Origin of the sequence: Peptoniphilus stercorisuis, assembly GCF_017874395.1 — a bacterium.
Taxonomy (GTDB): Bacteria; Bacillota; Clostridia; order Tissierellales; family Peptoniphilaceae; genus Anaerosphaera; species Anaerosphaera stercorisuis.
On the sequence record NZ_JAGGLJ010000013.1, the window covers coordinates 35,716 to 56,995 of the forward strand.

At 28.1% G+C, this 21,280-nt stretch carries 21 protein-coding genes; all 21 read left to right on the forward strand.

Annotation, left to right across the window (positions count from 1 at the left end):
- The first annotated feature begins 49 nt into the window (after positions 1 to 49).
- Complete coding sequence (locus J2Z71_RS06880) at positions 50 to 1,546, forward strand: C69 family dipeptidase (protein WP_210061403.1); 1,497 nt, start codon at positions 50 to 52, stop codon at positions 1,544 to 1,546.
- Between the two features lie 43 nt (positions 1,547 to 1,589).
- Complete coding sequence (locus J2Z71_RS06885; protein WP_210061406.1) at positions 1,590 to 2,021, forward strand: helix-turn-helix domain-containing protein; 432 nt, start codon at positions 1,590 to 1,592, stop codon at positions 2,019 to 2,021.
- Between the two features lie 156 nt (positions 2,022 to 2,177).
- Complete coding sequence (gene asnS / locus J2Z71_RS06890; protein WP_210061408.1) at positions 2,178 to 3,566, forward strand: asparagine--tRNA ligase; 1,389 nt, start codon at positions 2,178 to 2,180, stop codon at positions 3,564 to 3,566.
- Between the two features lie 25 nt (positions 3,567 to 3,591).
- Complete coding sequence (gene leuS, locus J2Z71_RS06895) at positions 3,592 to 6,003, forward strand: leucine--tRNA ligase (protein WP_210061418.1); 2,412 nt, start codon at positions 3,592 to 3,594, stop codon at positions 6,001 to 6,003.
- Positions 6,004 to 6,127: 124 nt separating this feature from the next.
- Positions 6,128 to 6,466, forward strand: coding sequence for a YicC/YloC family endoribonuclease (locus J2Z71_RS08940; protein WP_245311203.1), 339 nt, complete (start codon positions 6,128 to 6,130; stop codon positions 6,464 to 6,466).
- The gene (locus J2Z71_RS08945) at positions 6,454 to 6,996 is read left to right on the forward strand and encodes a YicC family protein (RefSeq protein WP_245311201.1); all 543 of its coding nucleotides are present in this window, start codon (positions 6,454 to 6,456) and stop codon (positions 6,994 to 6,996) included. Before J2Z71_RS08940 ends, J2Z71_RS08945 begins: the two co-directional genes overlap by 13 nt.
- Before the next feature lie 8 nt (positions 6,997 to 7,004).
- Positions 7,005 to 7,253 carry a DUF370 domain-containing protein gene (locus J2Z71_RS06905; protein WP_210061420.1) on the forward strand — a complete coding sequence of 83 codons (249 nt, stop codon included), beginning with the start codon at positions 7,005 to 7,007 and terminating at the stop codon, positions 7,251 to 7,253.
- 12 nt (positions 7,254 to 7,265) lie between these two features.
- Positions 7,266 to 7,886 carry a guanylate kinase gene (gmk, locus tag J2Z71_RS06910; protein ID WP_210061422.1) on the forward strand — a complete coding sequence of 207 codons (621 nt, stop codon included), beginning with the start codon at positions 7,266 to 7,268 and terminating at the stop codon, positions 7,884 to 7,886.
- On the forward strand, positions 7,886 to 8,194 hold the full coding sequence (gene rpoZ, locus J2Z71_RS06915; protein ID WP_210061424.1) for a DNA-directed RNA polymerase subunit omega: 309 nt from the start codon (positions 7,886 to 7,888) through the stop codon (positions 8,192 to 8,194). The genes gmk and rpoZ overlap by 1 nt, the downstream gene beginning before the upstream one ends.
- Positions 8,194 to 9,387, forward strand: a complete 1,194-nt coding sequence (gene coaBC, locus J2Z71_RS06920; protein ID WP_210061430.1) for a bifunctional phosphopantothenoylcysteine decarboxylase/phosphopantothenate--cysteine ligase CoaBC — start codon at positions 8,194 to 8,196, stop codon at positions 9,385 to 9,387. Before rpoZ ends, coaBC begins: the two co-directional genes overlap by 1 nt.
- A 50-nt stretch (positions 9,388 to 9,437) precedes the next feature.
- Positions 9,438 to 11,807, forward strand: coding sequence for a primosomal protein N' (priA, locus tag J2Z71_RS06925; protein ID WP_210061431.1), 2,370 nt, complete (start codon positions 9,438 to 9,440; stop codon positions 11,805 to 11,807).
- An 11-nt stretch (positions 11,808 to 11,818) separates the two neighbouring features.
- Complete coding sequence (def, locus tag J2Z71_RS06930) at positions 11,819 to 12,298, forward strand: peptide deformylase (RefSeq protein ID WP_210061432.1); 480 nt, start codon at positions 11,819 to 11,821, stop codon at positions 12,296 to 12,298.
- Positions 12,298 to 13,218: a methionyl-tRNA formyltransferase gene (fmt, locus tag J2Z71_RS06935; protein ID WP_210061433.1), complete on the forward strand. Its 921-nt coding sequence runs from the start codon at positions 12,298 to 12,300 to the stop codon at positions 13,216 to 13,218. The genes def and fmt overlap by 1 nt, the downstream gene beginning before the upstream one ends.
- A 9-nt stretch (positions 13,219 to 13,227) precedes the next feature.
- Positions 13,228 to 13,917: a zinc metallopeptidase gene (locus J2Z71_RS06940; RefSeq protein ID WP_210061434.1), complete on the forward strand. Its 690-nt coding sequence runs from the start codon at positions 13,228 to 13,230 to the stop codon at positions 13,915 to 13,917.
- 3 nt (positions 13,918 to 13,920) lie between these two features.
- Positions 13,921 to 15,222, forward strand: a complete 1,302-nt coding sequence (gene rsmB / locus J2Z71_RS06945; RefSeq protein WP_210061435.1) for a 16S rRNA (cytosine(967)-C(5))-methyltransferase RsmB — start codon at positions 13,921 to 13,923, stop codon at positions 15,220 to 15,222.
- Positions 15,223 to 16,272 (forward strand): dual-specificity RNA methyltransferase RlmN, encoded by a 1,050-nt coding sequence (rlmN, locus tag J2Z71_RS06950; protein ID WP_210061442.1) that lies wholly within the window; start codon positions 15,223 to 15,225, stop codon positions 16,270 to 16,272.
- Positions 16,250 to 16,969 carry a Stp1/IreP family PP2C-type Ser/Thr phosphatase gene (locus J2Z71_RS06955; protein WP_210061457.1) on the forward strand — a complete coding sequence of 240 codons (720 nt, stop codon included), beginning with the start codon at positions 16,250 to 16,252 and terminating at the stop codon, positions 16,967 to 16,969. The genes rlmN and J2Z71_RS06955 overlap by 23 nt, the downstream gene beginning before the upstream one ends.
- A 10-nt stretch (positions 16,970 to 16,979) precedes the next feature.
- Entirely contained in the window at positions 16,980 to 19,025 is a 2,046-nt protein-coding gene (gene pknB / locus J2Z71_RS06960; protein ID WP_210061459.1) for a Stk1 family PASTA domain-containing Ser/Thr kinase, read from the forward strand.
- A gap of 9 nt (positions 19,026 to 19,034) precedes the next feature.
- Entirely contained in the window at positions 19,035 to 19,892 is an 858-nt protein-coding gene (gene rsgA, locus J2Z71_RS06965; RefSeq protein ID WP_210061467.1) for a ribosome small subunit-dependent GTPase A, read from the forward strand.
- Positions 19,892 to 20,542, forward strand: a complete 651-nt coding sequence (gene rpe, locus J2Z71_RS06970) for a ribulose-phosphate 3-epimerase (protein ID WP_210061469.1) — start codon at positions 19,892 to 19,894, stop codon at positions 20,540 to 20,542. Before rsgA ends, rpe begins: the two co-directional genes overlap by 1 nt.
- Complete coding sequence (locus J2Z71_RS06975) at positions 20,539 to 21,171, forward strand: thiamine diphosphokinase (protein WP_210061471.1); 633 nt, start codon at positions 20,539 to 20,541, stop codon at positions 21,169 to 21,171. The genes rpe and J2Z71_RS06975 overlap by 4 nt, the downstream gene beginning before the upstream one ends.
- The last annotated feature ends 109 nt before the right edge of the window (positions 21,172 to 21,280 follow it).

The following is a 21,280-nucleotide window of genomic DNA, read 5'->3' on the forward strand; positions in this document are numbered from 1 at the left end:
CTTTTTTTAATATTTATTATATAATAGTAAAAAATGAGGGAGTGATAGCTTGAAAAGTATTTTAATTATATTACTTATTAATTTAGTTATAATTTTTAGAAGTAAAAAAGTATATGCTTGTACAGGAACTTATGTAGGAAGTAAAGTATCTAAAAATGGTTCAAGATTAATAGCAAGAACAGAGGATATAGGATCAGCTCATCCAAAAAGTGTAATAGTATATGAAAAACCTTTTTGGGATAATAATTTATATATTGATAAAATAACGGGATTTGAATATAAAATGCCAAATCATTTTTATAAATACTATGCAGTTCCAGATTCAGATGGAAATAATGATGATGGAATATATGATGAGGTTGGATTTAATGAGTTTGGACTTTCTATTTCTGCAACAGTTTCAAGCTATTGCAAAGAGGAGATAAATAATATTGATTCATTAATTGAAAAAGGACTAAGAGAGGCAAATATTGCAAGTCTTGTTTTATCAACTTGTAAAAGTGCAAGAGAATCTATTTTATTTTTAGCTAAGATAGTAGATGAATATGGAGCTTGTGAGTGTAATAATATTATTATTTCTGATAAAGAAGAATCTTGGTATATGGAAATAGTATCAGGACATCAATATATTGCAATAAAACTACCTGAAGATGTAGTTGCAGTAATACCAAATTGTCTAATGATTGATTATGTAAATTTAGATGATGATGAAAATACAATATATTCAAAAGATTTAATTAATATGCCTAAAGAAAATAATCTTTTAAAGTTTAGAAATGATAAATTTTCAATTAGAAAGACTTATGCAGATGATTTAGGAAGTTATGATAGAGATAGACTATGGGGAGGACAAAACTTTTTAGCAAAATCAAAAAATCGTCCCTATGATTATGACTTTGAACTTTTCTTTAAACCAGATGAAAAAGTATCTGTAAAAGATATAATGGAACTTCAAAAATATAGATATGAAGATACAAAAAAAGATGCAAATCTTGCAATTAATAATATTGATGGCTTTGAAGTAAGACCTATTGGAATTGAAAGACAAGCAGAGTGTCATATTATAGAAATAAAAGAAGAATTTCCAAGAGAAGCTCCAGGATTACTTTGGCTATGTCTTGGAAATGCAGAGCATAATATTTATCTTCCTTATTTTCCAAATATAAAAAGTGTGCCTGAAGTTTATTCTAATAGATTTCATAATTTTAATGAAAATCAAGCTTTTTGGATATTTAGAGCTCAAGGAACACTTGCAGAACTAAATCGTGATAAATATGGAAGCAATATAAGAAAATATTGGAGTAATCATCAAGATGAATTAATTAAAGAGCAAGATTTAAAAAATAAAGAGTTTGTAAGTCTTTATAAAAAAGATAAATCACTTGCAAGTGAATATGCAACTTCTCAAATTAATGAAATAGGAAATATTTTTTATAATAAGGCAAAGAATATTTATGAGGAATTATTTAAGTATGTTGCAAGTGAAGCAGGAAGAGCTGCAGAAGAAAAGTATATACCAAGTGAAATGAAAGAGACATCTATATAGATGTCTTTTTATTTTAAGTTATAATATAAATAGGAGGTGCATTATGTCACTTGGAAAAAAATTAACTGAACTGCGAAAAGAAAATGGATATTCAAAAGAGGAAATATCCTATATGATTGGAGCAAAGGAAGAAGATATTATAAAATGGGAGGAAGATTTAGTAGTCCCAGATGAAAGTATTATTAATGCATTATGTGCGCTATATAATATTAATTATGAGTTTTTAGTTAATAAAGAAAAAGAAGAAATAAAAAATGAAGAAAAAGAAATAGATTGGTCAAAAGTTTGGGAAAATAAATATCCAATACTTAAAGATTATGAAAATTTTAAGAATATAGAAAACTATTATAAAAAAATAGAACTATTATGTGAAAACTTAGAAAGAGAATATAATATTTCAAATTTAGATTCTTTTTTAATTGTTAAAGATATGATTTATAAAAAGTATAAAAAAGATGATGAAAATAAAAAGTAAATCCTTACTTTTTATTTTTTTATTTAGATTATAAGAAATGCCTATAGCTTTGTCAAAATCTAACATATAAGGCTATATTCATTGACAAAATCTTATAGTATATATATAATAGGTTTCATATATAAAAATATCTAATAGAAGAAATTAGGAGGAATTATGAGGTTAAATATTAAAGAAATTCTGGAAAATAGCGAAAAATTCATCAATAAACCTGTAATTATAGAGGGATGGATAAAGACAAGTAGATCATCAAAAAAATTCGGATTTATCGAATTAACAGATGGATCATGTTTTGATACCCTCCAGGTAGTATATGAAGATACCCTCGGTAATTTTTCTGAAATTAATAAATATCCTATAAGTTCTTCTTTACTTATAAAAGGAATAGTTGTAGAAAGCCCAGGGGCAAAACAAGATGTAGAGATTCATGCAGAATCAGTTGATGTTCTAGCTCTTTCAAGTAGTGATTATCCTCTTCAAAAGAAACGTCACTCAATGGAATATTTAAGAACAATAGCACATTTAAGACCTCGTGCAAATGCTTTTAATGCAACTTTTAGAGTTAGAAGTTTACTTGCTTTTGCAATTCATAAGTTTTTCCAAGAAAAAGGCTTTGTTTATGTAAACACACCTTTAATTACAGCATCAGATGCTGAAGGTGCAGGAGAAATGTTCCAAGTAACAACTCTTGATCTTGAAAATGTTCCGTTAAATGATGAAGGTAAAGTAGACTATAATGAGGATTTCTTTGGAAAAGAAACTAATCTTACTGTATCTGGACAACTTGAAGCTGAAGCTTTTGCTATGGCATTTAGAAATGTATATACATTTGGACCTACATTTAGAGCAGAAAACTCAAATACTGCAAGACATGCTGCAGAGTTTTGGATGATAGAACCAGAAATGGCATTTACAAACTTAAATGAATTAATGGAAAATGCTGAAGAAATGTTAAAATATATTATTAATTATGTACTTGAAAATGCAAAATCCGAAATGGAATTTTTCAATAAATTTGTAGATAAAAATCTACTTAATAGACTTGATAATATTGTAAATAATGATTTTGGAAGAGTAACTTATACTGAAGCTGTAGATATTCTTCAAAAATCAGGTCATGAATTTAAATATCCAGTCGAATGGGGAATAGATCTTCAAACAGAACATGAAAGATATCTAACAGAAGAAGTTTATAAAAAACCTCTTTTTGTAACAGATTATCCTAAGGAAATCAAAGCATTCTATATGAGAGAAAATGAAGACAAAAAAACAGTAGCAGCTACAGATTTACTTGTGCCTGGTATTGGTGAAATAATTGGTGGAAGCCAAAGAGAAGAAAGACTAGATGTACTTGAAGAGAAAATGAAAAATAATAATATGGATATGGAAACTTACAAGTGGTATCTAGATTTAAGAAGATATGGAAGTGTAGAACATTCAGGTTATGGACTTGGCTTTGAAAGAGTTGTAATGTACATTACAGGAATGAGCAATATTAGAGATGTTATACCATTCCCTAGAACAGTAGGTTCTGCAGAATTCTAATTATAAAATATTGAGGAGGCATAAAATGAAACAATACGATCCAAAAGCAATTGAGACAAAATGGCAAAATTATTGGGATGAGCATGAGACTTATAAGGCTCATGAAGATTTTGAAAAGGAAAAGTTCTATGCCCTCGTTGAATTTCCATATCCTTCAGCACAAGGACTTCATGTAGGACATCCTCGTTCATATACAGCAATTGATATAATTTGTAGAAAAAGAAGATATGAAGGACAAAATGTTCTATTTCCTATGGGATGGGACGCTTTTGGACTTCCAACTGAAAACTATGCAATAAAACATAAAATTCATCCAGCAAAGGTAACAGAAGATAATGTTAAAAACTTTAAAAGACAACTTAAGTCTATTGGTTTTTCCTTTGACTGGTCTAAAGAGATAAATACAACTGATCCTGAATATTACAAATGGACACAATGGATCTTCTTACAATTTTTCAAACGTGGACTTGCTTATAAAGCAGAGATGCCAATTAACTGGTGTACTTCTTGTAAAGTAGGACTTGCAAATGAAGAAGTTGTAGGTGGAAAATGTGAAAGATGTGGTAGTGATGTTGTAAGAAAAGTAAAATCACAATGGATGCTTAAAATCACAGAATATGCTCAAAGATTAATAGATGATCTTGATGATGTAGATTATATTGAAAGAGTTAAAACTCAACAAAAACACTGGATTGGAAGAAGTGAAGGCGCTGAAATTAACTTTGGAATAGAAGATTCTGAAGATATTATTACAGTTTTCACAACAAGACCAGATACAATTTTTGGAGCAACATATATGGTAATGTCACCAGAACATCCATATATTAAAAAATATGAAGACAGAATTGAAAATCTTGAGGAAGTTTATGCTTATCAAGAAGAATCTAAAAAGAAATCTGACTTTGAAAGAACAGAACTTGTAAAAGAAAAAACAGGAGTTCCATTAAAAGGACTTCATGCAATAAATCCTATTACAAATAAAGAAATTCCAATTTGGATATCAGATTATGTATTAATGGGATATGGTACAGGAGCTATTATGGCAGTACCTGCACATGATACTAGAGACTGGGAATTTGCAACTAAGTTTGATTTACCTATTATTCCAGTAATAGAAGGTGGAGATATAACAAAAGAAGCATATACTGATACTGAAACAGGTATTATGATTAATTCAGAATTTTTAAATGGTCTTGAAGTAAAAGATGCAATTGAAAAAATGGCTGAAGAAGTTGAAAAAAGAGAAATTGGTCATAAAAAAATAAATTATAAATTACGTGATTGGGTATTCTCAAGACAAAGATATTGGGGAGAGCCAATTCCAATTATTCACTGTAAAAAATGTGGTCAAGTGCCAGTTCCAGAAAAAGATTTACCAGTAATATTACCAGAAGTAGAAAACTATGAACCAACACATGATGGAGAAAGTCCTCTTTCTGAAATGACTGATTGGGTAAATACAACATGTCCACATTGTGGAGGACCAGCTAAAAGAGAAACTGATACAATGCCACAATGGGCAGGAAGTTCATGGTACTTCTTAAGATATCTTGATCCACATAATAATGAAGAGATTGCAGATCCAGAAAAAATAAAATATTGGATGCCAGTAGATTGGTATAATGGTGGTATGGAACATACTACACTACATTTACTATATTCAAGATTTTGGCATAAATTCCTATATGATATAGATGTAGTTCCTATGAATGAGCCTTATGCTAAGAGAACTTCTCAAGGTATGATTTTAGGACCTAACCACGAAAAAATGTCTAAATCTAGAGGAAATGTAATTAATCCAGACGATATTATAGAAGAATATGGTGCAGATACTTTAAGATGTTATGAAATGTTTTTAGGTGATTTTGAAAAATCAGCTCCATGGTCAGACAATGGAGTTAAGGGATGTAGAAGATTTATGGAAAGAGTTTGGAATCTTCAAAATATCTTAAATGATTCTGAAGAATACTCTAAAGAATTAGAATCTAATATTCATAAAACTATTAAAAAAGTTTCAAGTGATTATGAGAATTTAAAACCAAATACAGCAATTGCTGCTTTAATGAGTTTAACAAATGACTTTAACTCTTTAGGAAAAATTTCTAGAAAAGATTTAAAAACATTATTAATTTTATTAAATCCAGTAGCACCTCATATTACTGAAGAAATTTGGGAAATAAATAATTTAGGTGGAGTTCTAAGTGATGCTAAGTGGCCAACTTATAGCGAAGAAAAAACTATTGATGATGTAATTGAAATGCCAGTTCAATTTAATGGTAAAGTTAGATTTACAATAGAAATTTCAAAAGATGCTACAAAAGAAGAGGCTAATGCTAAGGCATGTGAAAATGAAGCTTATGAAACTTATACTGAAGGAAAGAAAATTGTTAAAGAAATTTTTGTTCCAGGAAAGATTTATAATATAGTTGTAAAGTAAAAAATATTTTAAATAAATAAGAGAATCAGATGGTTCTCTTATTTATTTTTCTGTTTAAAAACATAGAAAAACTTAAAGAGATAAAGTATAATACTTATAAAATGGGGTGTTACAATTGTATAGTATGACAGGTTATGGTATGGGAGAGTATTCTAATGATAAGTTTCATGTAAAAGTTGAAATTAAATCAGTTAATAATAGATACTGTGATATATCAATAAGACTACCTAAGAGTTTAATGGCCTTAGAAGATAAAATAAAAAAAGAAATAAGAAATAAAGTTAGTAGAGGAAAAGTAGATGTATTTATTAATGTTGAAAATTTAAATGCTTCTTCATCAATTATAGATGTAGATTTATCACTTGCTAATCAATATTTCTTAGCATTATCAAAACTTAAAAATGAACTTGAAATTGCTGATGATATTTCACTTAAGGATATATATATAGTATGCAAGGTGTAATAACTACTACAGTTGAAGAAGAGAGTATAGACGAGTACTGGATTGTTTTAAATGAAGCTTTAAATATTGCATTAGGTAATTTCTTAGAGATGAGAAATACAGAAGGTGAAAACTTAAAGCTAGATATTAAAGAAAAACTTAAAAATATATTAGAAAGTGCAGAAAATCTAAAAAGAATTGCACCTATAAGTCTTAAGGAAAATATTAATAAATTACAAGAAAATATAAAGAATAATTTAAAGGATGAAAACCTTGATATTCAAAGACTTACAACAGAAGTTGCAATAATGAGTGATAAATTGTCAATAGATGAAGAAATAACAAGAATTTTTCTTCATATCTCACAGTTTAATGATATAATAAATTTCAACGAACCTGTAGGAAGAAAGCTTGATTTTCTAATTCAAGAACTAAATAGAGAAGTAAATACAGTAGGTTCAAAATCAACAAATATTGAAATTTTAAATAATGTTGTAAATCTAAAATCTGAAATAGAAAAAATAAGAGAACAAATTCAAAATATTGAATAGGGGTTTTTATGGTTATAAATATGATAAATGTAGGATTTGGGAATATGGTAAATGCAAGCAGAATAATTGCCGTAATAGATCCAGGTTCAGCACCTGTTAAAAGACTTATAACTGATAGTAGATCAGATGGAAATTTAATAGATGCAACATATGGTAGAAAAACAAGAGCAGTAATAATAATGGATACTAAGCAGATAGTCCTAACTTCAGTTCAACCTGAAACTATATCTGCAAGAATAAATGAAGAAAAAGCATAGGATGGTGATTGTTTGTCAGCAGGATTTTTATTAGTTTTATCAGGACCTTCTGGAAGCGGAAAGGGAACTGTAAGTGAAGCATTAATGGAGAAGAATGAAGACATTTCATTTTCAACATCAGTAACAACAAGAACTCCAAGACCTGGAGAAGTTAATGGGGAAAATTATTTTTTCACAAGCATAGAAGATTTTGAAAATATGGTTGAGGAAGAAGAATTATTAGAATATGCCTTTGTGCATACTAATTATTATGGAACTCCAAAAAAGTTTGTTTTTGATGAAATTGAAAAAGGTGAAATTGTTCTTCTTGAAATAGATGTTCAAGGAGCTTTACAAATTAAAAAAAGATATAAAGAAGCTGTTTTTATATTTCTACTACCTCCAACAATGGACGAACTTAGAAATAGACTTGTTAAAAGAGATACAGAAACGGAAGAAGAGATTAACACAAGATTTAAAAATGCCTTCAAAGAGCTTGATTTTGTAGGGGAATATGATTATTTTGTAGTTAATAATGAAGTTGATGATGCTGTAGAAAGCATAGAACATATAATTGCAGCAGAAAAACTTAGAGTAAAAAGGCATAAGGATATAAAAAAAGAAGTACTTGCTGAAAAGAAAGGTGATTTATAATGATAATACCATCCTTTGAGAAAATTGGAGAAGTAACAGATAGTAGATATGCACTTGTTATATTAGTTTCAAAAAGAGCTAAAAAACTAGTAGATGGATCTAAACCATTTGTAGATATTGACTCAGAAAAACCAGTATCAATTGCTATTGAAGAAGTTATGGAAAAGAAAATTGTATTTGGAGAACAAATGAGTAACAAAGAATACGATGAAAAAATAGAAGCGGAAAAAAATAAAAAACTTGAAATTCTAAAAAAAGAAAAACTTAAAAATCTAAATGCTGATGAAAAGGACACTGAGGAGAAATAATGTTAAAGGACAAAAATATACTTCTAGGAGTAACAGGTGGAATTGCAGCTTATAAAGCTCCTGGTATAGTTAGTCTTCTTAGAAAAAAAGGAGCTAATGTAAAAGTTATTATGACAAAAGCTGCCTGTGAATTTGTAACACCTCTTACATTTCAAACTATGTCAAATAATATAGTGCATACAGAAATGTTTAATCAATTATCAAATATGGATGTAGAACATATTTCCCTTGCTAAATGGGCAGATTTAATAATAATAGCTCCAGCAAGTGCAAATACTATTGCAAAAATGGCAAATGGTATAGCCGATAATATGTTAAGTACAGTTCTTCTTGCTGCAAGATCTAAAATTTTAGTAGCTCCTGCTATGAATACATTTATGTTAAATAATGTAGCTACTGTTGAAAATTTAAACACACTTAGACAAAGAGGTGTGACTATTTTAGATACTCAAAGTGATGTTTTAGCTTGTGGTGATGAGGGATCAGGTAAAATGCTTGAACCTAAAGAAATTGTTGATGAAATAGATACAGCTTTAACTAAAAAAGATTTATTAGGTAAAAGATTTGTAATTACAAGTGGACCTACTGTTGAAAAAGTTGATCCTGTAAGATATATAAGTAATCACTCTAGTGGAAAAATGGGATATGCTCTAGCAAATGCAGCAGTAAAAAGAGGTGCAGAGGTTGTTTTAATTTCTGGACCAACATCTCTTCAAAAACCACATGTTAAAAAAGTCATAGATATTGAAACTACACTTGATATGTATAATGCAGTTGAAGAAGAATTTAACTCCTGTGATGTTTTAATAAAAGCTGCAGCGCCAGCTGATTATAGACCAAAGACATATAGTGAAGAAAAAATCAAAAAAGATGGAAAAACTGATTTTGAATCTATAGAACTTGTACCAAACCCAGATATTGCAAAGCATTTTGGAAATCTGAAAAAAAATCAAATACTAGTAGGTTTTGCTGCAGAAAGTCATAATGAAATTGAATATGCAAAGGGCAAATTAAAAAAGAAAAATCTAGATATGATTGTTGTAAACAATATAAAAAGAGAAGGTGCAGGTTTTAAATCTGACACTAATATAGCTAGTATTATAAACGCTGCTGGTGAAGTTGATTCCCTAGAAATTATGACTAAGGAAGAACTTGCAGAAGAAATTTTAAATAGAATTGTAAAATTATTTTAACAAAAAGCAAGAGTTTCTCTTGCTTTTTTAATGGAATAATAGGTGAGAATATGAAATATGTCAAATTATTTATTCAAAATAACATATCTAAAATTGATATTTTATATACTTATAAAATAAAAAAAGAAGAAAACATACAACTAGGTATGCGTGTTAAAGTTCCCTTTGGAAGAGGAAATAATCCAAAAATTGGCATAGTAGTTGAAATTTTAGAAGAAAATATTGAAAATTTTAAGATAAAAGAAATAATAGAAGTTTTAGATTATGAGCCTATTTTAAGTAAAGAGCTAATTGAACTTGGATTTTTTATGAAAGAAAAATATCTAACTACATTCAATCAAGCTTTTTTACCTTTAATGCCACCAGGAGATTTAAAAACTATTGTAAAAACTGTTGAATTTGACGAAAATTATAAAACAAATAACGAAGATGAAAAAGAATTATTTGAAAAATTAAAAGTTGATAATATAGTAGAGAATTTAGACTTAAAATCTAAGGAATTATTACAAAATCTAATTGAAAATAAAGTTTTAAAAGTAAAGTTTAAGGTTGTTACAACTGGCGGATTTAAAACACAAAAAATGGTAAAATTAACTAAGGATTATAAAGATAAACTTGAGAAGTATAAGATTAATGAAAAGCAAACTCAAGTTATTAAATATTTAGAAGACTTAGACAATTCAAAAAGATCAGATATATTAAAAGATCTTTCTATTTCTGACTCTCCAATTAAAACTCTTGAAAAAAATAAAATTGTAGAAATTTATGATGAAATTGTAGAAAGAAATCCCTATGATGAAGAATTTCATACAGAAAATCATATTTTAAATGAAGAACAAAAAAATGCAGTAAATGGAATTTTAAATTCTAAAAAAACAGTATCACTACTTCATGGACTTACTGGAAGTGGAAAAACTGAAGTTTATTTAAAACTTGCAGAAGAAGTTTTAAATAAAGGTGCTCAAGTAATAGTATTAGTTCCAGAAATAGGCCTTACTCCTCAAATGATAGAGAGATTTAAGGGAAGATTTAAAGATAGAGTATCAGTGCTTCACTCAAAACTTTCAGCTGGAGAGAGATTTGATCAATGGCAAAAGATTAAAAATAATGAAGTGGATATTGTAGTAGGTGCAAGATCTGCAGTTTTTGCTCCTTTTACAAATTTGAAAATGATAATTATTGATGAAGAACACGATTCTTCTTATAGATTCCATTCAGCTCTAAGATATGATACTAAAGAAGTTGCAATAAAAAGAATGAATAATTTAAAGGGTAATGTAGTTCTTGGATCTGCAACACCTGATGTAATTAGCTATTATAATGCAAAAAATGATAAATATAATTTATTTGAACTTAAAAGTAGAGCTGTTAAGGGTGCAAGTCTTCCAAGTATTGAAATAGTTGATATGAGAGAAGAACTTGCAATGGGAAATATGTCTATTTTTAGCGAGAATTTAAGAGCTTTAATTGAAAATAGACTTAATAATGAAGAACAAATTATACTTTTTTTAAATAGACGTGGATTTTCTTCCTTTGTTTCTTGTAGAAACTGTGGACATGTTATAAAATGTGATAATTGTGATATATCAATGACCTATCATAGAAGTAATAATATATTAAGATGTCACTATTGTGGTTCTACAAAAAAAATGTTAAGAGTTTGTCCAGAATGTGGAAGTAAATATATAAAACAATTTGGCGTTGGAACTCAGCAAGTAGAAGAAGAAATAAAAAAACTATTTCCAAGTGCAAGAGTTGTAAGAATGGATAGAGATACAACTACTGCAAAGGATAGTTATGATAATATATATAATAGTGTAAAAAATAGAGAAGTTGACATATTAATAGGAACTCAAATGGTCGCTAAGGGACTTGATTTTGAAAATGTAACTCTTGTAGGAGTTATTGCAGCAGATTTATCTTTATTTATTTCTGATTTTAGAGCAAATGAAAATACCTTTGAGCTTTTAACTCAAGTTTCAGGTAGAGCTGGAAGATCAAATAAAGATGGAAATGTTGTAATTCAAACATATAATCCTGAAAATTATAGTATAATATTTTCAAAAGAGTCTGATTATTTAGGATTTTATGAGCATGAACTTAAAATTCGAGAAGTTTTTAAATACCCTCCTTTTAGTTCTTTAGTATCTATCTATTTTAAATCAAATTCAGAAAAGTATTTAGATAATATATCAAGAAAAGTGCTTTTTGAAATAACTAGAGAAATTAAGAATTTCAAGGCTGAGGCTACAAATATTGTAGCTGTTCCTAGAATAAAAAATGTATATAAAGTTAAATTTACTTTAAAGGTCAATCCAGAAGATTTAGCTAAGTTAACAAATATTATAAAAAGGGTATTAGTAAGTAATGGTAAAATTTTTGAAAAATATAAAATTTATTCAGATATAGAGTTTTTGTAGAGGTGAATTATATGGCAGTAAGAGTAATAAGAACTGATGATGATCCGATTTTAAGAAAAAAATCAAGAGATGTAAAAGAAATAAATGACAGAATGAAAGAACTTATAAGAGATATGTTTGAAACTATGGATGAAGCAGACGGAGTAGGTCTTGCAGCTCCACAAGTTGGAATATTAAGAAGGATTATAGTAATTGATGATAGAGAAAGTACAAGACTTGCTTTAATTAATCCAGAAATAATAGAAAAAGATGGCAATGAAAAAGGTTTCGAAGGATGTCTTTCAATTCCAGGAAGACAAGGTACTGTTGAAAGATGTACTCATGTTATTGTTAATTATTTAGATGAAGATAGTAATGAAAAAGAAATTGAAGCTAATGATTTCTTAGCTAGAATTTTACAACATGAAATAGATCATTTAAATGGTATTTTATACACTGATAGAGCAGTTGAAATGTATGAAATAACTCAAGAAGAAGGAGACATTGAATAATGAATATAGTTTTTATGGGAACACCAGAAATAGCAAATCCCATTTTAGAAGCACTAGATGAAAACTATAATGTCACTTTAGTAGTTACACAAGAAGATAAAAAAAAGGGAAGAGGTAAAAAATTATTACCTCCTCCTGTAAAAGTAAAGGCTGAAGAACTTGGCATTCCTGTATTTCAACCAAAAAGTATAAATACAGAAGAATCTATTGAAAAATTAAAATCTGAAAATGCTGATTTATTTATAGTAATAGCATATGGTCAAATTTTAAAAGAAGATGTTCTAAATATTCCAAAACAATGTATTAATATTCATGCATCTATTCTTCCAAAATTAAGAGGAGCTGCTCCTATTAATTGGGCAATAATAAATGGAGAAAAAGAAAGTGGAGTTAGTATAATGCAAATGGAACGTGGACTTGATTCTGGTGATGTTGCATTAGTTAAAAAAGTAAATATTGAAAGTTTAAATGCAGAAGAATTAGAAAGTGAAATATCAAGACTTGGTGCTGAGGCAATAGTTGAATTTATAGAGTCTTATAAAAAAGACGAAGCTGTATTTGTTCCTCAAAATCATGATGAGGCAACTTATGCTCCAAAAATTGATAAAGAAACTGGATATATTAATTTTAAAGAAATGAATACTAAAGAAATTTTAGATTTAGTAAGAGGATTATATCCAGCACCTGCTGCTTCTGCAGTATATAAAGATATTAGATTTAAAATTTTAGAGGCAAAAGAAGTTGAAAGTGAAGATGGAAATTTAGCTGGAGAAATTTTGGATTCTAATAAAAAATTAATTGTAAAAACAAAAGATTCAGCAATAAGTATAGAAAAAATTCAATTTCCTGGCAAAAAAGCTATGAATATTAAGTCTTATTTAGCAGGAAATGATTTTGAAGAAAAAATTATACTAGAATAGGGGGATATTATGTATTACGGATATGGACTTTCATATATTCAATATATTTTACCTGGACTTATAATTGCATTTATTGCACAAGCTAAAATTAGCTCTGCATATGCAAAAAATAAAAAGATTTCAAGTGGAACTGGACTAACTGGAGCAGAAGCTGCAAAAGTCATAATGGATAGGAATAATCTAGGTGATGTTACTATTAGAACAGTTCAAGGAGAACTTACAGATCATTATAATCCTCAAGATAAAACATTAAATTTATCAAGAGAGGTTTATTATGGAGATAGTATTGCATCTTTAAGTATTGCAGCGCATGAGGTTGGACATGCTCTACAACATCAAACAGGATATGCACCTCTTAAAATAAGAGCTATGCTTGTTCCTGCTGCAAATTTAGGATCAAACTTGTCTATGTTTTTTATAATGCTTGGATTATTTTTCTCAACTTTTTTTGTAAAAGTTGGTATAGCAATGTTTTCACTAGCTGTGTTATTTCAAATAGTAACACTTCCTGTGGAGTTTAACGCAAGTAGAAGAGCAGAATTAGAATTATCAAATGGAATAATGCCTAGTGAAAAAATTATAGGCACAAGAGAAGTCTTATCAGCTGCAGCACTAACTTATGTTGCATCTACACTTATGTCAATAGGACAACTTTTAAGACTTTTAGCACTATTTGGTAATAGACGAGATAGGGACTAAAGTATGAAAAATATTAGAAAGAAGGCACTTTTTATTATAGACAATGTCTTTTATAAAGGTGCTTTTTTAAACGAAGAATTAGAAATATTAAAAGAATCAGATATCGATATTAGAGATTATAATTTAATAAGTAATATTACAACAGGAGTTATTCAAAATAGAACATATCTTGATTATATTATAAAGAAAAACTCTAAAATTAAATTTAGAAAAATTCATAAAATAATTTTAACAATTTTAGAAATGGGAATTTATCAAATACTATTTCTAGATAGAGTTCCAGATTATTCTATAATAGATGAAAGTGTAAAACTTGCTCATGTCTATGGAAATAGAGGATCAGCAGGATATGTAAATGGAATGCTTAGAAATATTTTAAGAAATAAAGACAGTATAGAAGTAGATTTAAAGGGAAAAGAATATTTAGAAGTAAAGTATTCTCATCCTATGTTTTATATAGATGAAATTTTAAAGGATTTCTCCTATGAAGAAGCAGAAGAACTTTTAAAGGCTAATAATGAAAAACCACCTTTTACTATAAGGGTAAATGGACTTAAAACAAATAGAGATGATCTAAAGAAATCTCTTGAAAAACAAGGATATAAAGTTGAGAAAACTAATATGTCTAAAGATGGATTAATAGTTCTTGATGCCTTTAATATATTTAATACAAAGGACTTTAAAGATGGAGATTTCTATATTCAAGATGAAGCATCAAGTCTTGTATCAGAAATATTAAATCCAGAATATGGAAGTGATGTTTTAGATTTATGTAGTGCTCCTGGAGGAAAATCCACTCATTTAAGTGCATTAATGAATAATACTGGAAATATTTTAGCTTGTGATATTTCAAATCACAAATTAAATTTAATTAGACAAAATATAAAAAGACTTGAAACAAGAAATATAAAATTAAAAAAATCAGATGCAATAGCATTTAGAGAAGATTTTAAGAATAAATTTGACTATATTTTAGTTGATGCACCTTGTTCAGGACTTGGTTTATATAGAAGAAAACCTGAGATAAAATGGAATAGAAAAGAAGAAGATTTAAAGGAATTAAGTGAAATCCAAAGAAAAATCTTAAAAAATGCCTCAATGTATTTAAAAAAAGGTGGACATTTAGTATATTCCACATGTACAATAACAAAAATAGAAAATGAAGATGTTATTTATGACTTTTTAGAAAAGAATGAAAATTTTGAAATAGAACAAATTGATGATAAAGATTTTCTAAAATTATATCCAAGTTTAAATAATACTGATGGATTTTCAATAGTTAAATTAAAAAAGATTGGTGATTAAATGCAATTAAATAGTTTGACTGAAGAGGAATTAAAGGAAGTTGCAATAAAATATAATGAAAAGGCCTTTAGAGGTACTCAACTTTTTAATTTATTTCACTCACAACAAAAAACTGATTTAAATGGAAGTAATCTTCCTAAGAAATTTATTGAAGAATTAGAAGATAAAGAAGAAATAGCTAATGTGAAAATTTTAGAAGAATATGCATCTAAACTTGATGAAACTAAAAAACTATTATTTGAATTTGATGATGAAAATATAGTTGAGGGTGTTTTGATGAAATATAAACATGGATATTCTCAATGTGTATCTACTCAAGTTGGATGTAGAATGGGATGTGTCTTTTGTGCTTCTACAAAGGGTGGGTTAATTAGAAATCTAACTCCTTATGAAATGCTTGGGCAAGTTTATGAAGTTGAAAAGAAATATAATATTAAAGTATCAAATATTATATTAATGGGAAGTGGAGAACCTCTTGATAATTATGAAAATATAATTAAATTTTTAAAATTACTTCATAATGAAAAGGGACATAACACGAGCTTTAGAAATATGACTATATCAACTTGTGGTGTTGCGGACAAAATTTATGATTTAGCAGATGAAAATCTTCCTATAACACTTGCAATATCTCTTCATAACACTAATAATATTAGTAGAGACAAAATTATGCCTATTAATAAAAAATATAAAATAGAAGACACGATAAAAGCTTGTAAATACTATTCAGAGAAAACTGGAAGTAGAATAACTTTTGAATACACATTAATTCATGGCCAAAATGACAGTGAAGAAAATGCACTTGAATTAAGGGAATTATTAAGGGGATTAAAATCACATATAAATTTAATACCATTAAATCCAATTGAAGAATATGATGAAAAAAGACCTGATAGAGGCCAAGTTGAAAGTTTTAAGAAAAAGCTTGAAAAACTTTCGTTAACAGCTACAATTAGAAGAGAGTTAGGCTCAGATATTAATGCTTCTTGTGGGCAGCTTAGACGAAAGTATAAAAGAGGTGGAACTAGTGAAGTTTGTAGCAGCAACTAATGTTGGAAAAGTAAGAACCAATAATGAGGACTCCTATTATATACCAGAAGATGATGATAGATTATTTATATTAGCAGATGGTATGGGAGGTCACTTAGCTGGGGAGACTGCAAGTAGTCTTGCTACATCAGAGATTTCTAAATTTATAAATAATGAAGAAATTGAAAGTGAAGAAGATGTAGAACTTGCTATAATAAAGGCTATTGAAATATCAAATAAAAAAATATTTAATCTATCTGAGGAAAATATAGAATATAGAGGAATGGGAACTACAGTGTCACTTGCCTATATTTTTAATGACAAATTAATATATACAAACATTGGAGATAGTAGGATTTATGAAATAGAAGATGGAGAAATTTCACAATTAACTAAAGATGATTCTTTTGTAAACTATTTAATAGATATTGGAGAAATTACAGAGGAAGAAGCACAAGTTCATCCAAAGAAAAATGTTCTGACAAAAGCGCTTGGAACATCAGAAAATATAAGAATGAAAGTTGAATATAAAAACTTTAAAAAGGGTGTTAAGTATTTACTTTGTTCAGATGGTTTAACTAATATGGTAGATATAGATAGAATCAAAGATATAGTTAATGAAAATCCAATTGATATTGCAAAAGAGATTTTGGTTAAAGAAGCTCTTGAAAATGGTGGAGTTGACAATATTACATTGATTTTGATTGATAATGAGTAGGTGTGTTCTTATGATTGGAAAAGTATTAGCGAATAGATATGAAATACTAGAAAAAATTGGCACAGGTGGAATGGGTGATGTATATAAAGCTCATGACAGAAAACTTGATAGAGTAGTTGCCATAAAAATATTAAAAGCTGAATATAATGATGATAGTAATTTTATACGAAAATTTAAACGTGAATCTCTTGCAGCTGCAAGTATTTCACATCCCAATATTGTAAGTATATACGATGTTGGAACTGAAGAGCCCTTTGATGAAAAAATCCACTATATTGTAATGGAATATATAGATGGTAAAACTCTAAAAGAAGTTATAAATGAAGATGGACGACTAAGAGAAAAAAGAGCTCTAAATTACTGTGTTCAAATTGCAGAAGCTTTAAAAGTTGCACATTCAAAAAATATTGTGCATAGAGATATAAAATCTCAAAATATAATGATTACAAAAGATGATAGAGTAAAGGTTACTGATTTTGGAATAGCAAGAGTTGCAGATAATTCAACTGTAACAGCTACAAATGCAATAATGGGTTCTGTTCATTATTTCTCTCCAGAACAAGCTAGAGGATCTAAGGTAGATAATAGATCGGATATTTATTCAATGGGAATTGTACTTTATGAAATGTTAACAGGAAGACTTCCCTTTGATGCTGAAAATCCTGTTTCAGTAGCTCTAATGCAAGTTCAAAGTAATATGCCAAGACCATCAGATACTTATTCAGATATTTCTGAGTCATCTGATGCAATTGTATTAAAAATGACAGCAAAGGATCCTAATGACAGATATAAAGATGTAAATGCCTTAATTAAAGATATTAAAAATTTACAACTTGGAAGAACTTCAAATATAGATTTTACTCAAACTATGAAACAAACTATGCCTTTAGATGATAGAATAAAATCTTCATCTAAACAAGCTTATAAAAAACAAGCATCAGTTTCAGATAGAGGAAAAAAAGTTGTTAGAAGATCAAATGATGAAGATGACTATGAAATAGAAGAAAAAAAGCCAAAGAAGAAAAAGAAAAAAGGCTCTGCTACTCCTATAATTCTTGGAATACTAACTGCAGTTCTTTTATTTGTTATGATAGTTGTAATAGGACCTAAGGCTTTATTTAATTCAAATAAAGATCAAATAGAACAAACTTTAACTGCTAAGATACCAAAGGTTGTTGGACTTACAGAAGATGAGGCTATTGCAAAACTTAAAGCTCAAAAACTAAATGTAAATATTTCTGGAAATGAAGAAGATCCAAATTATGCAAACAAAGAAGTATTATCACAAAGTCCAAAGGCAGGAGAAGAAGTAGAAGAGGGAACTACAATAAATATTGTAGTAAATATTCTTCCTGATGCAATAAAAGTTCCTGAATTAAAAGGACTATCTTTAGAGGAAGCTCAAAAGAAAATAACAGATTTAGGCCTTAGAATAGTTGATATATCTTCTGAATATTCTGATGATGTAGAAGAGGGTAAAATCTTTGAACAAGAGCCAGAAGCAGGAAGAGAAGTATTAAAAGACAAAGATATAAAAATTAAAATTTCTAAGGGAAAAGACGATAGAGAAGTAAATATTCCAGATACTAAGGGACTTAGCAAAGAAGATGCTAAAAAAACTTTAGAAAATCTTGGATTTAAAGTTAAATTTGAATCAACAACAAGTAATAGTGTTGATATAGATGAAGTTGTAGATTATAAACCTAAAGAAGATGCTAAAAATGGAGATACTATAACTCTTATTATTTCTAAGGGAAAAGAAGATTCAGATGAGGACAATGAAGATAAAGATGATGAAAAAGAAGATAACTCTCCAGTAAATGATTCTTATTCAAATGATCCTGTAAATACAACTTTTAGTTTAACAGTGCCAGATGATGGAGATAGACATAGAATTGAGATAAAAAGACATATTAAAAATGGAAAGACATTTACTATTTACAATTATCACAAAACTCCTGATGACGGAACTATAAAAATTCCAGTAGAAGGAAGTAAAGGCGATAAATTTGAAGTTTATGTAGATGGTAATTTAGTTCAATCTCAACATTTATAAGGAGAAGATATGAAAGGTAAAATTGTCAAATTAACAGGAGGATTTTACTATATATATACTGATCAAAGAATTTATGAAACAAGAGCTCGTGGAAATTTTAGACATTCTGATATAAAGCCTGTTGTAGGCGATATTGTTGAATTTAAATATGAAGAAGACAAACTGGGATATATTGAAGAAGTATATCCCAGAAAAAATATATTAAAAAGGCCACCAGTAGCAAATGTTGATCAAGTGTTAATAGTAGTTCCTACAAAGGATCCGAAATATAATTTAAATCTAATTGATAAAATGATTGCAGGATATGAAGGTAAGGTAGATATTCTAATTGCTATAAATAAATATGATTTAGATAAAGAAGAAGCTGAAAAAGTAATGGCTATTTATAGAAAAGCTGGTTTTAAAACTTTTATGATTTCATATAAATTTGATTTTACAATTGATTTATTAAGAAAATACTTAGAAAATAAAACAACAGCTCTTAGTGGAGTTTCTGCTGCAGGAAAATCAACTATAGCAAGTCATATTTTGAAAAAAGAAATACAAGTTGGCGATATTTCCGAAAAAACTAGAAGAGGACGTCATACAACAAGACATACAGAGCTTCTATTTGGAGAAAATGAAACTTATTTATTTGATACTCCAGGATTTTCAAGTTTAGATCTTGATATGAAAGCAGATGATTTAAAGGATAGATTTAGAGAATTTAAAGAATTTCAAAATAATTGTCAATTTAAAGACTGTAAACATATAAATGAACCTAAATGTGGCATAAAAGATGCAGTATCAGAAGATGAAATTCCAATTACAAGATATAATAATTACTTAAGTATTTATAATGAATTAAAAGAAAAGGAGAAATACTAATGATTTCACCATCAATATTATCAGCAGATTTTACAAATATAAAAAAAGATTTCGATGCAATGAATAGTGCTAAATCACATTTTGTTCATGTAGATATAATGGATGGAAACTATGTGCCAAATATTTCCTTTGGTCCTTCAATAGTTTCACAACTTAAAAAATTAACAGATATACCCTTTGATGTACATCTAATGATTGAAAATCCAGAAAACTATATTGAGGACTTTGTAAAAGCAGGAGCAGACATTATTACAATTCATCCAGATTCTACAAAACATTTAAATAGAACTATTAATTTAATTAAAAGTTATGGTGTAGATGTTGGACTTGCAATTAATCCAGCAGAAAGTTTAGATGTATTAGATTATACAATTGAAGATTTAAATTTAATTTTAATAATGAGTGTAAATCCAGGTTTTGGAGGACAAAGTTTTATTAAATCATCTCTTAGAAAAATAGAAGAGACTAAAAAAATAATAAACGAAAAAAATCCAAGATGTAAAATTGAAGTAGATGGTGGTATAAAACTTAGTAATGCAAAGGAAGTATTAGACGCAGGTGCTGATATTTTAGTTGCAGGCTCTGCAATATTTGGACAAGATAGTCCTGAAGATGAAATAAATAAATTTAAAGAATTGATGAATATATGAAAGGTGTATTAGTTTCTGGAGGAAATAATATAGATGAAAATATATTAGAAGAAGAATCAGAAAATGCATATATTATATGTGCAGATGGTGGAGTAAAAAACTTTTTAAATACTAATTTAAAGCCTGATTTATTAGTTGGAGATTTAGATTCAATAAGTAATGAAGGTGTAGAGTTTTTAGAAAAAAATAATATTAAAGTTGATAAATTTCCACCAAAAAAAAATCTCACAGATACAGAACTTGCACTGACATATCTTTTAGAAAAAAAATGTAGTAGTATTACAATACTATCTGCAACAGGAACAAGAATGGATCATACAATATCAAATATATTGTCCCTTGAAAAATTATATAAATTAAAAGTTCCTGCAAAACTTGTAGATAATCACAACGAAATAATCTATGTCGAAGAGGGAAAAATAGAAGTAAATAAAGATGATTATAAATATCTATCATTAATCTCTTTAAGCGATTATTTAATTTATTCAACTATTGGAATGGAATATGAAACAGATCATCTGAAGATATATAGATATTCTGCTAGGGGAGTAAGTAATGAAATAAAAGAAAAAAGTGCAAAAATTAATATACACTTTGGAAAAGGATTAATTATAAAATCAAGAGATTAACTTAAGTTAATCTCTTTTTTGTAAATAGAAAACCCCCAGTTAGACTGGGGGTTCCGTAAAGCTTTAGCGTTAATTCTCTAAAAATTAAAAAACCTCTAGTGATAAAATA

Bases quoted from the DNA above. Each gene is read 5' to 3' on its own strand.
- J2Z71_RS06885 (WP_210061406.1), top strand. From the start codon at position 1,590: ATGTCACTTGGAAAAAAATTAACTGAACTGCGAAAAGAAAATGGATAT.
- asnS (WP_210061408.1), top strand. From the start codon at position 2,178: ATGAGGTTAAATATTAAAGAAATTCTGGAAAATAGCGAAAAATTCATC.
- leuS (WP_210061418.1), top strand. From the start codon at position 3,592: ATGAAACAATACGATCCAAAAGCAATTGAGACAAAATGGCAAAATTAT.
- J2Z71_RS08940 (WP_245311203.1), top strand. From the start codon at position 6,128: ATGACAGGTTATGGTATGGGAGAGTATTCTAATGATAAGTTTCATGTA.
- J2Z71_RS08945 (WP_245311201.1), top strand. From the start codon at position 6,454: ATGCAAGGTGTAATAACTACTACAGTTGAAGAAGAGAGTATAGACGAG.
- J2Z71_RS06905 (WP_210061420.1), top strand. From the start codon at position 7,005: ATGGTTATAAATATGATAAATGTAGGATTTGGGAATATGGTAAATGCA.
- rpoZ (WP_210061424.1), top strand. From the start codon at position 7,886: ATGATAATACCATCCTTTGAGAAAATTGGAGAAGTAACAGATAGTAGA.
- coaBC (WP_210061430.1), top strand. From the start codon at position 8,194: ATGTTAAAGGACAAAAATATACTTCTAGGAGTAACAGGTGGAATTGCA.
- priA (WP_210061431.1), top strand. From the start codon at position 9,438: ATGAAATATGTCAAATTATTTATTCAAAATAACATATCTAAAATTGAT.
- def (WP_210061432.1), top strand. From the start codon at position 11,819: ATGGCAGTAAGAGTAATAAGAACTGATGATGATCCGATTTTAAGAAAA.
- fmt (WP_210061433.1), top strand. From the start codon at position 12,298: ATGAATATAGTTTTTATGGGAACACCAGAAATAGCAAATCCCATTTTA.
- J2Z71_RS06940 (WP_210061434.1), top strand. From the start codon at position 13,228: ATGTATTACGGATATGGACTTTCATATATTCAATATATTTTACCTGGA.
- rsmB (WP_210061435.1), top strand. From the start codon at position 13,921: ATGAAAAATATTAGAAAGAAGGCACTTTTTATTATAGACAATGTCTTT.
- rlmN (WP_210061442.1), top strand. From the start codon at position 15,223: ATGCAATTAAATAGTTTGACTGAAGAGGAATTAAAGGAAGTTGCAATA.
- pknB (WP_210061459.1), top strand. From the start codon at position 16,980: ATGATTGGAAAAGTATTAGCGAATAGATATGAAATACTAGAAAAAATT.
- rsgA (WP_210061467.1), top strand. From the start codon at position 19,035: ATGAAAGGTAAAATTGTCAAATTAACAGGAGGATTTTACTATATATAT.
- rpe (WP_210061469.1), top strand. From the start codon at position 19,892: ATGATTTCACCATCAATATTATCAGCAGATTTTACAAATATAAAAAAA.
- J2Z71_RS06975 (WP_210061471.1), top strand. From the start codon at position 20,539: ATGAAAGGTGTATTAGTTTCTGGAGGAAATAATATAGATGAAAATATA.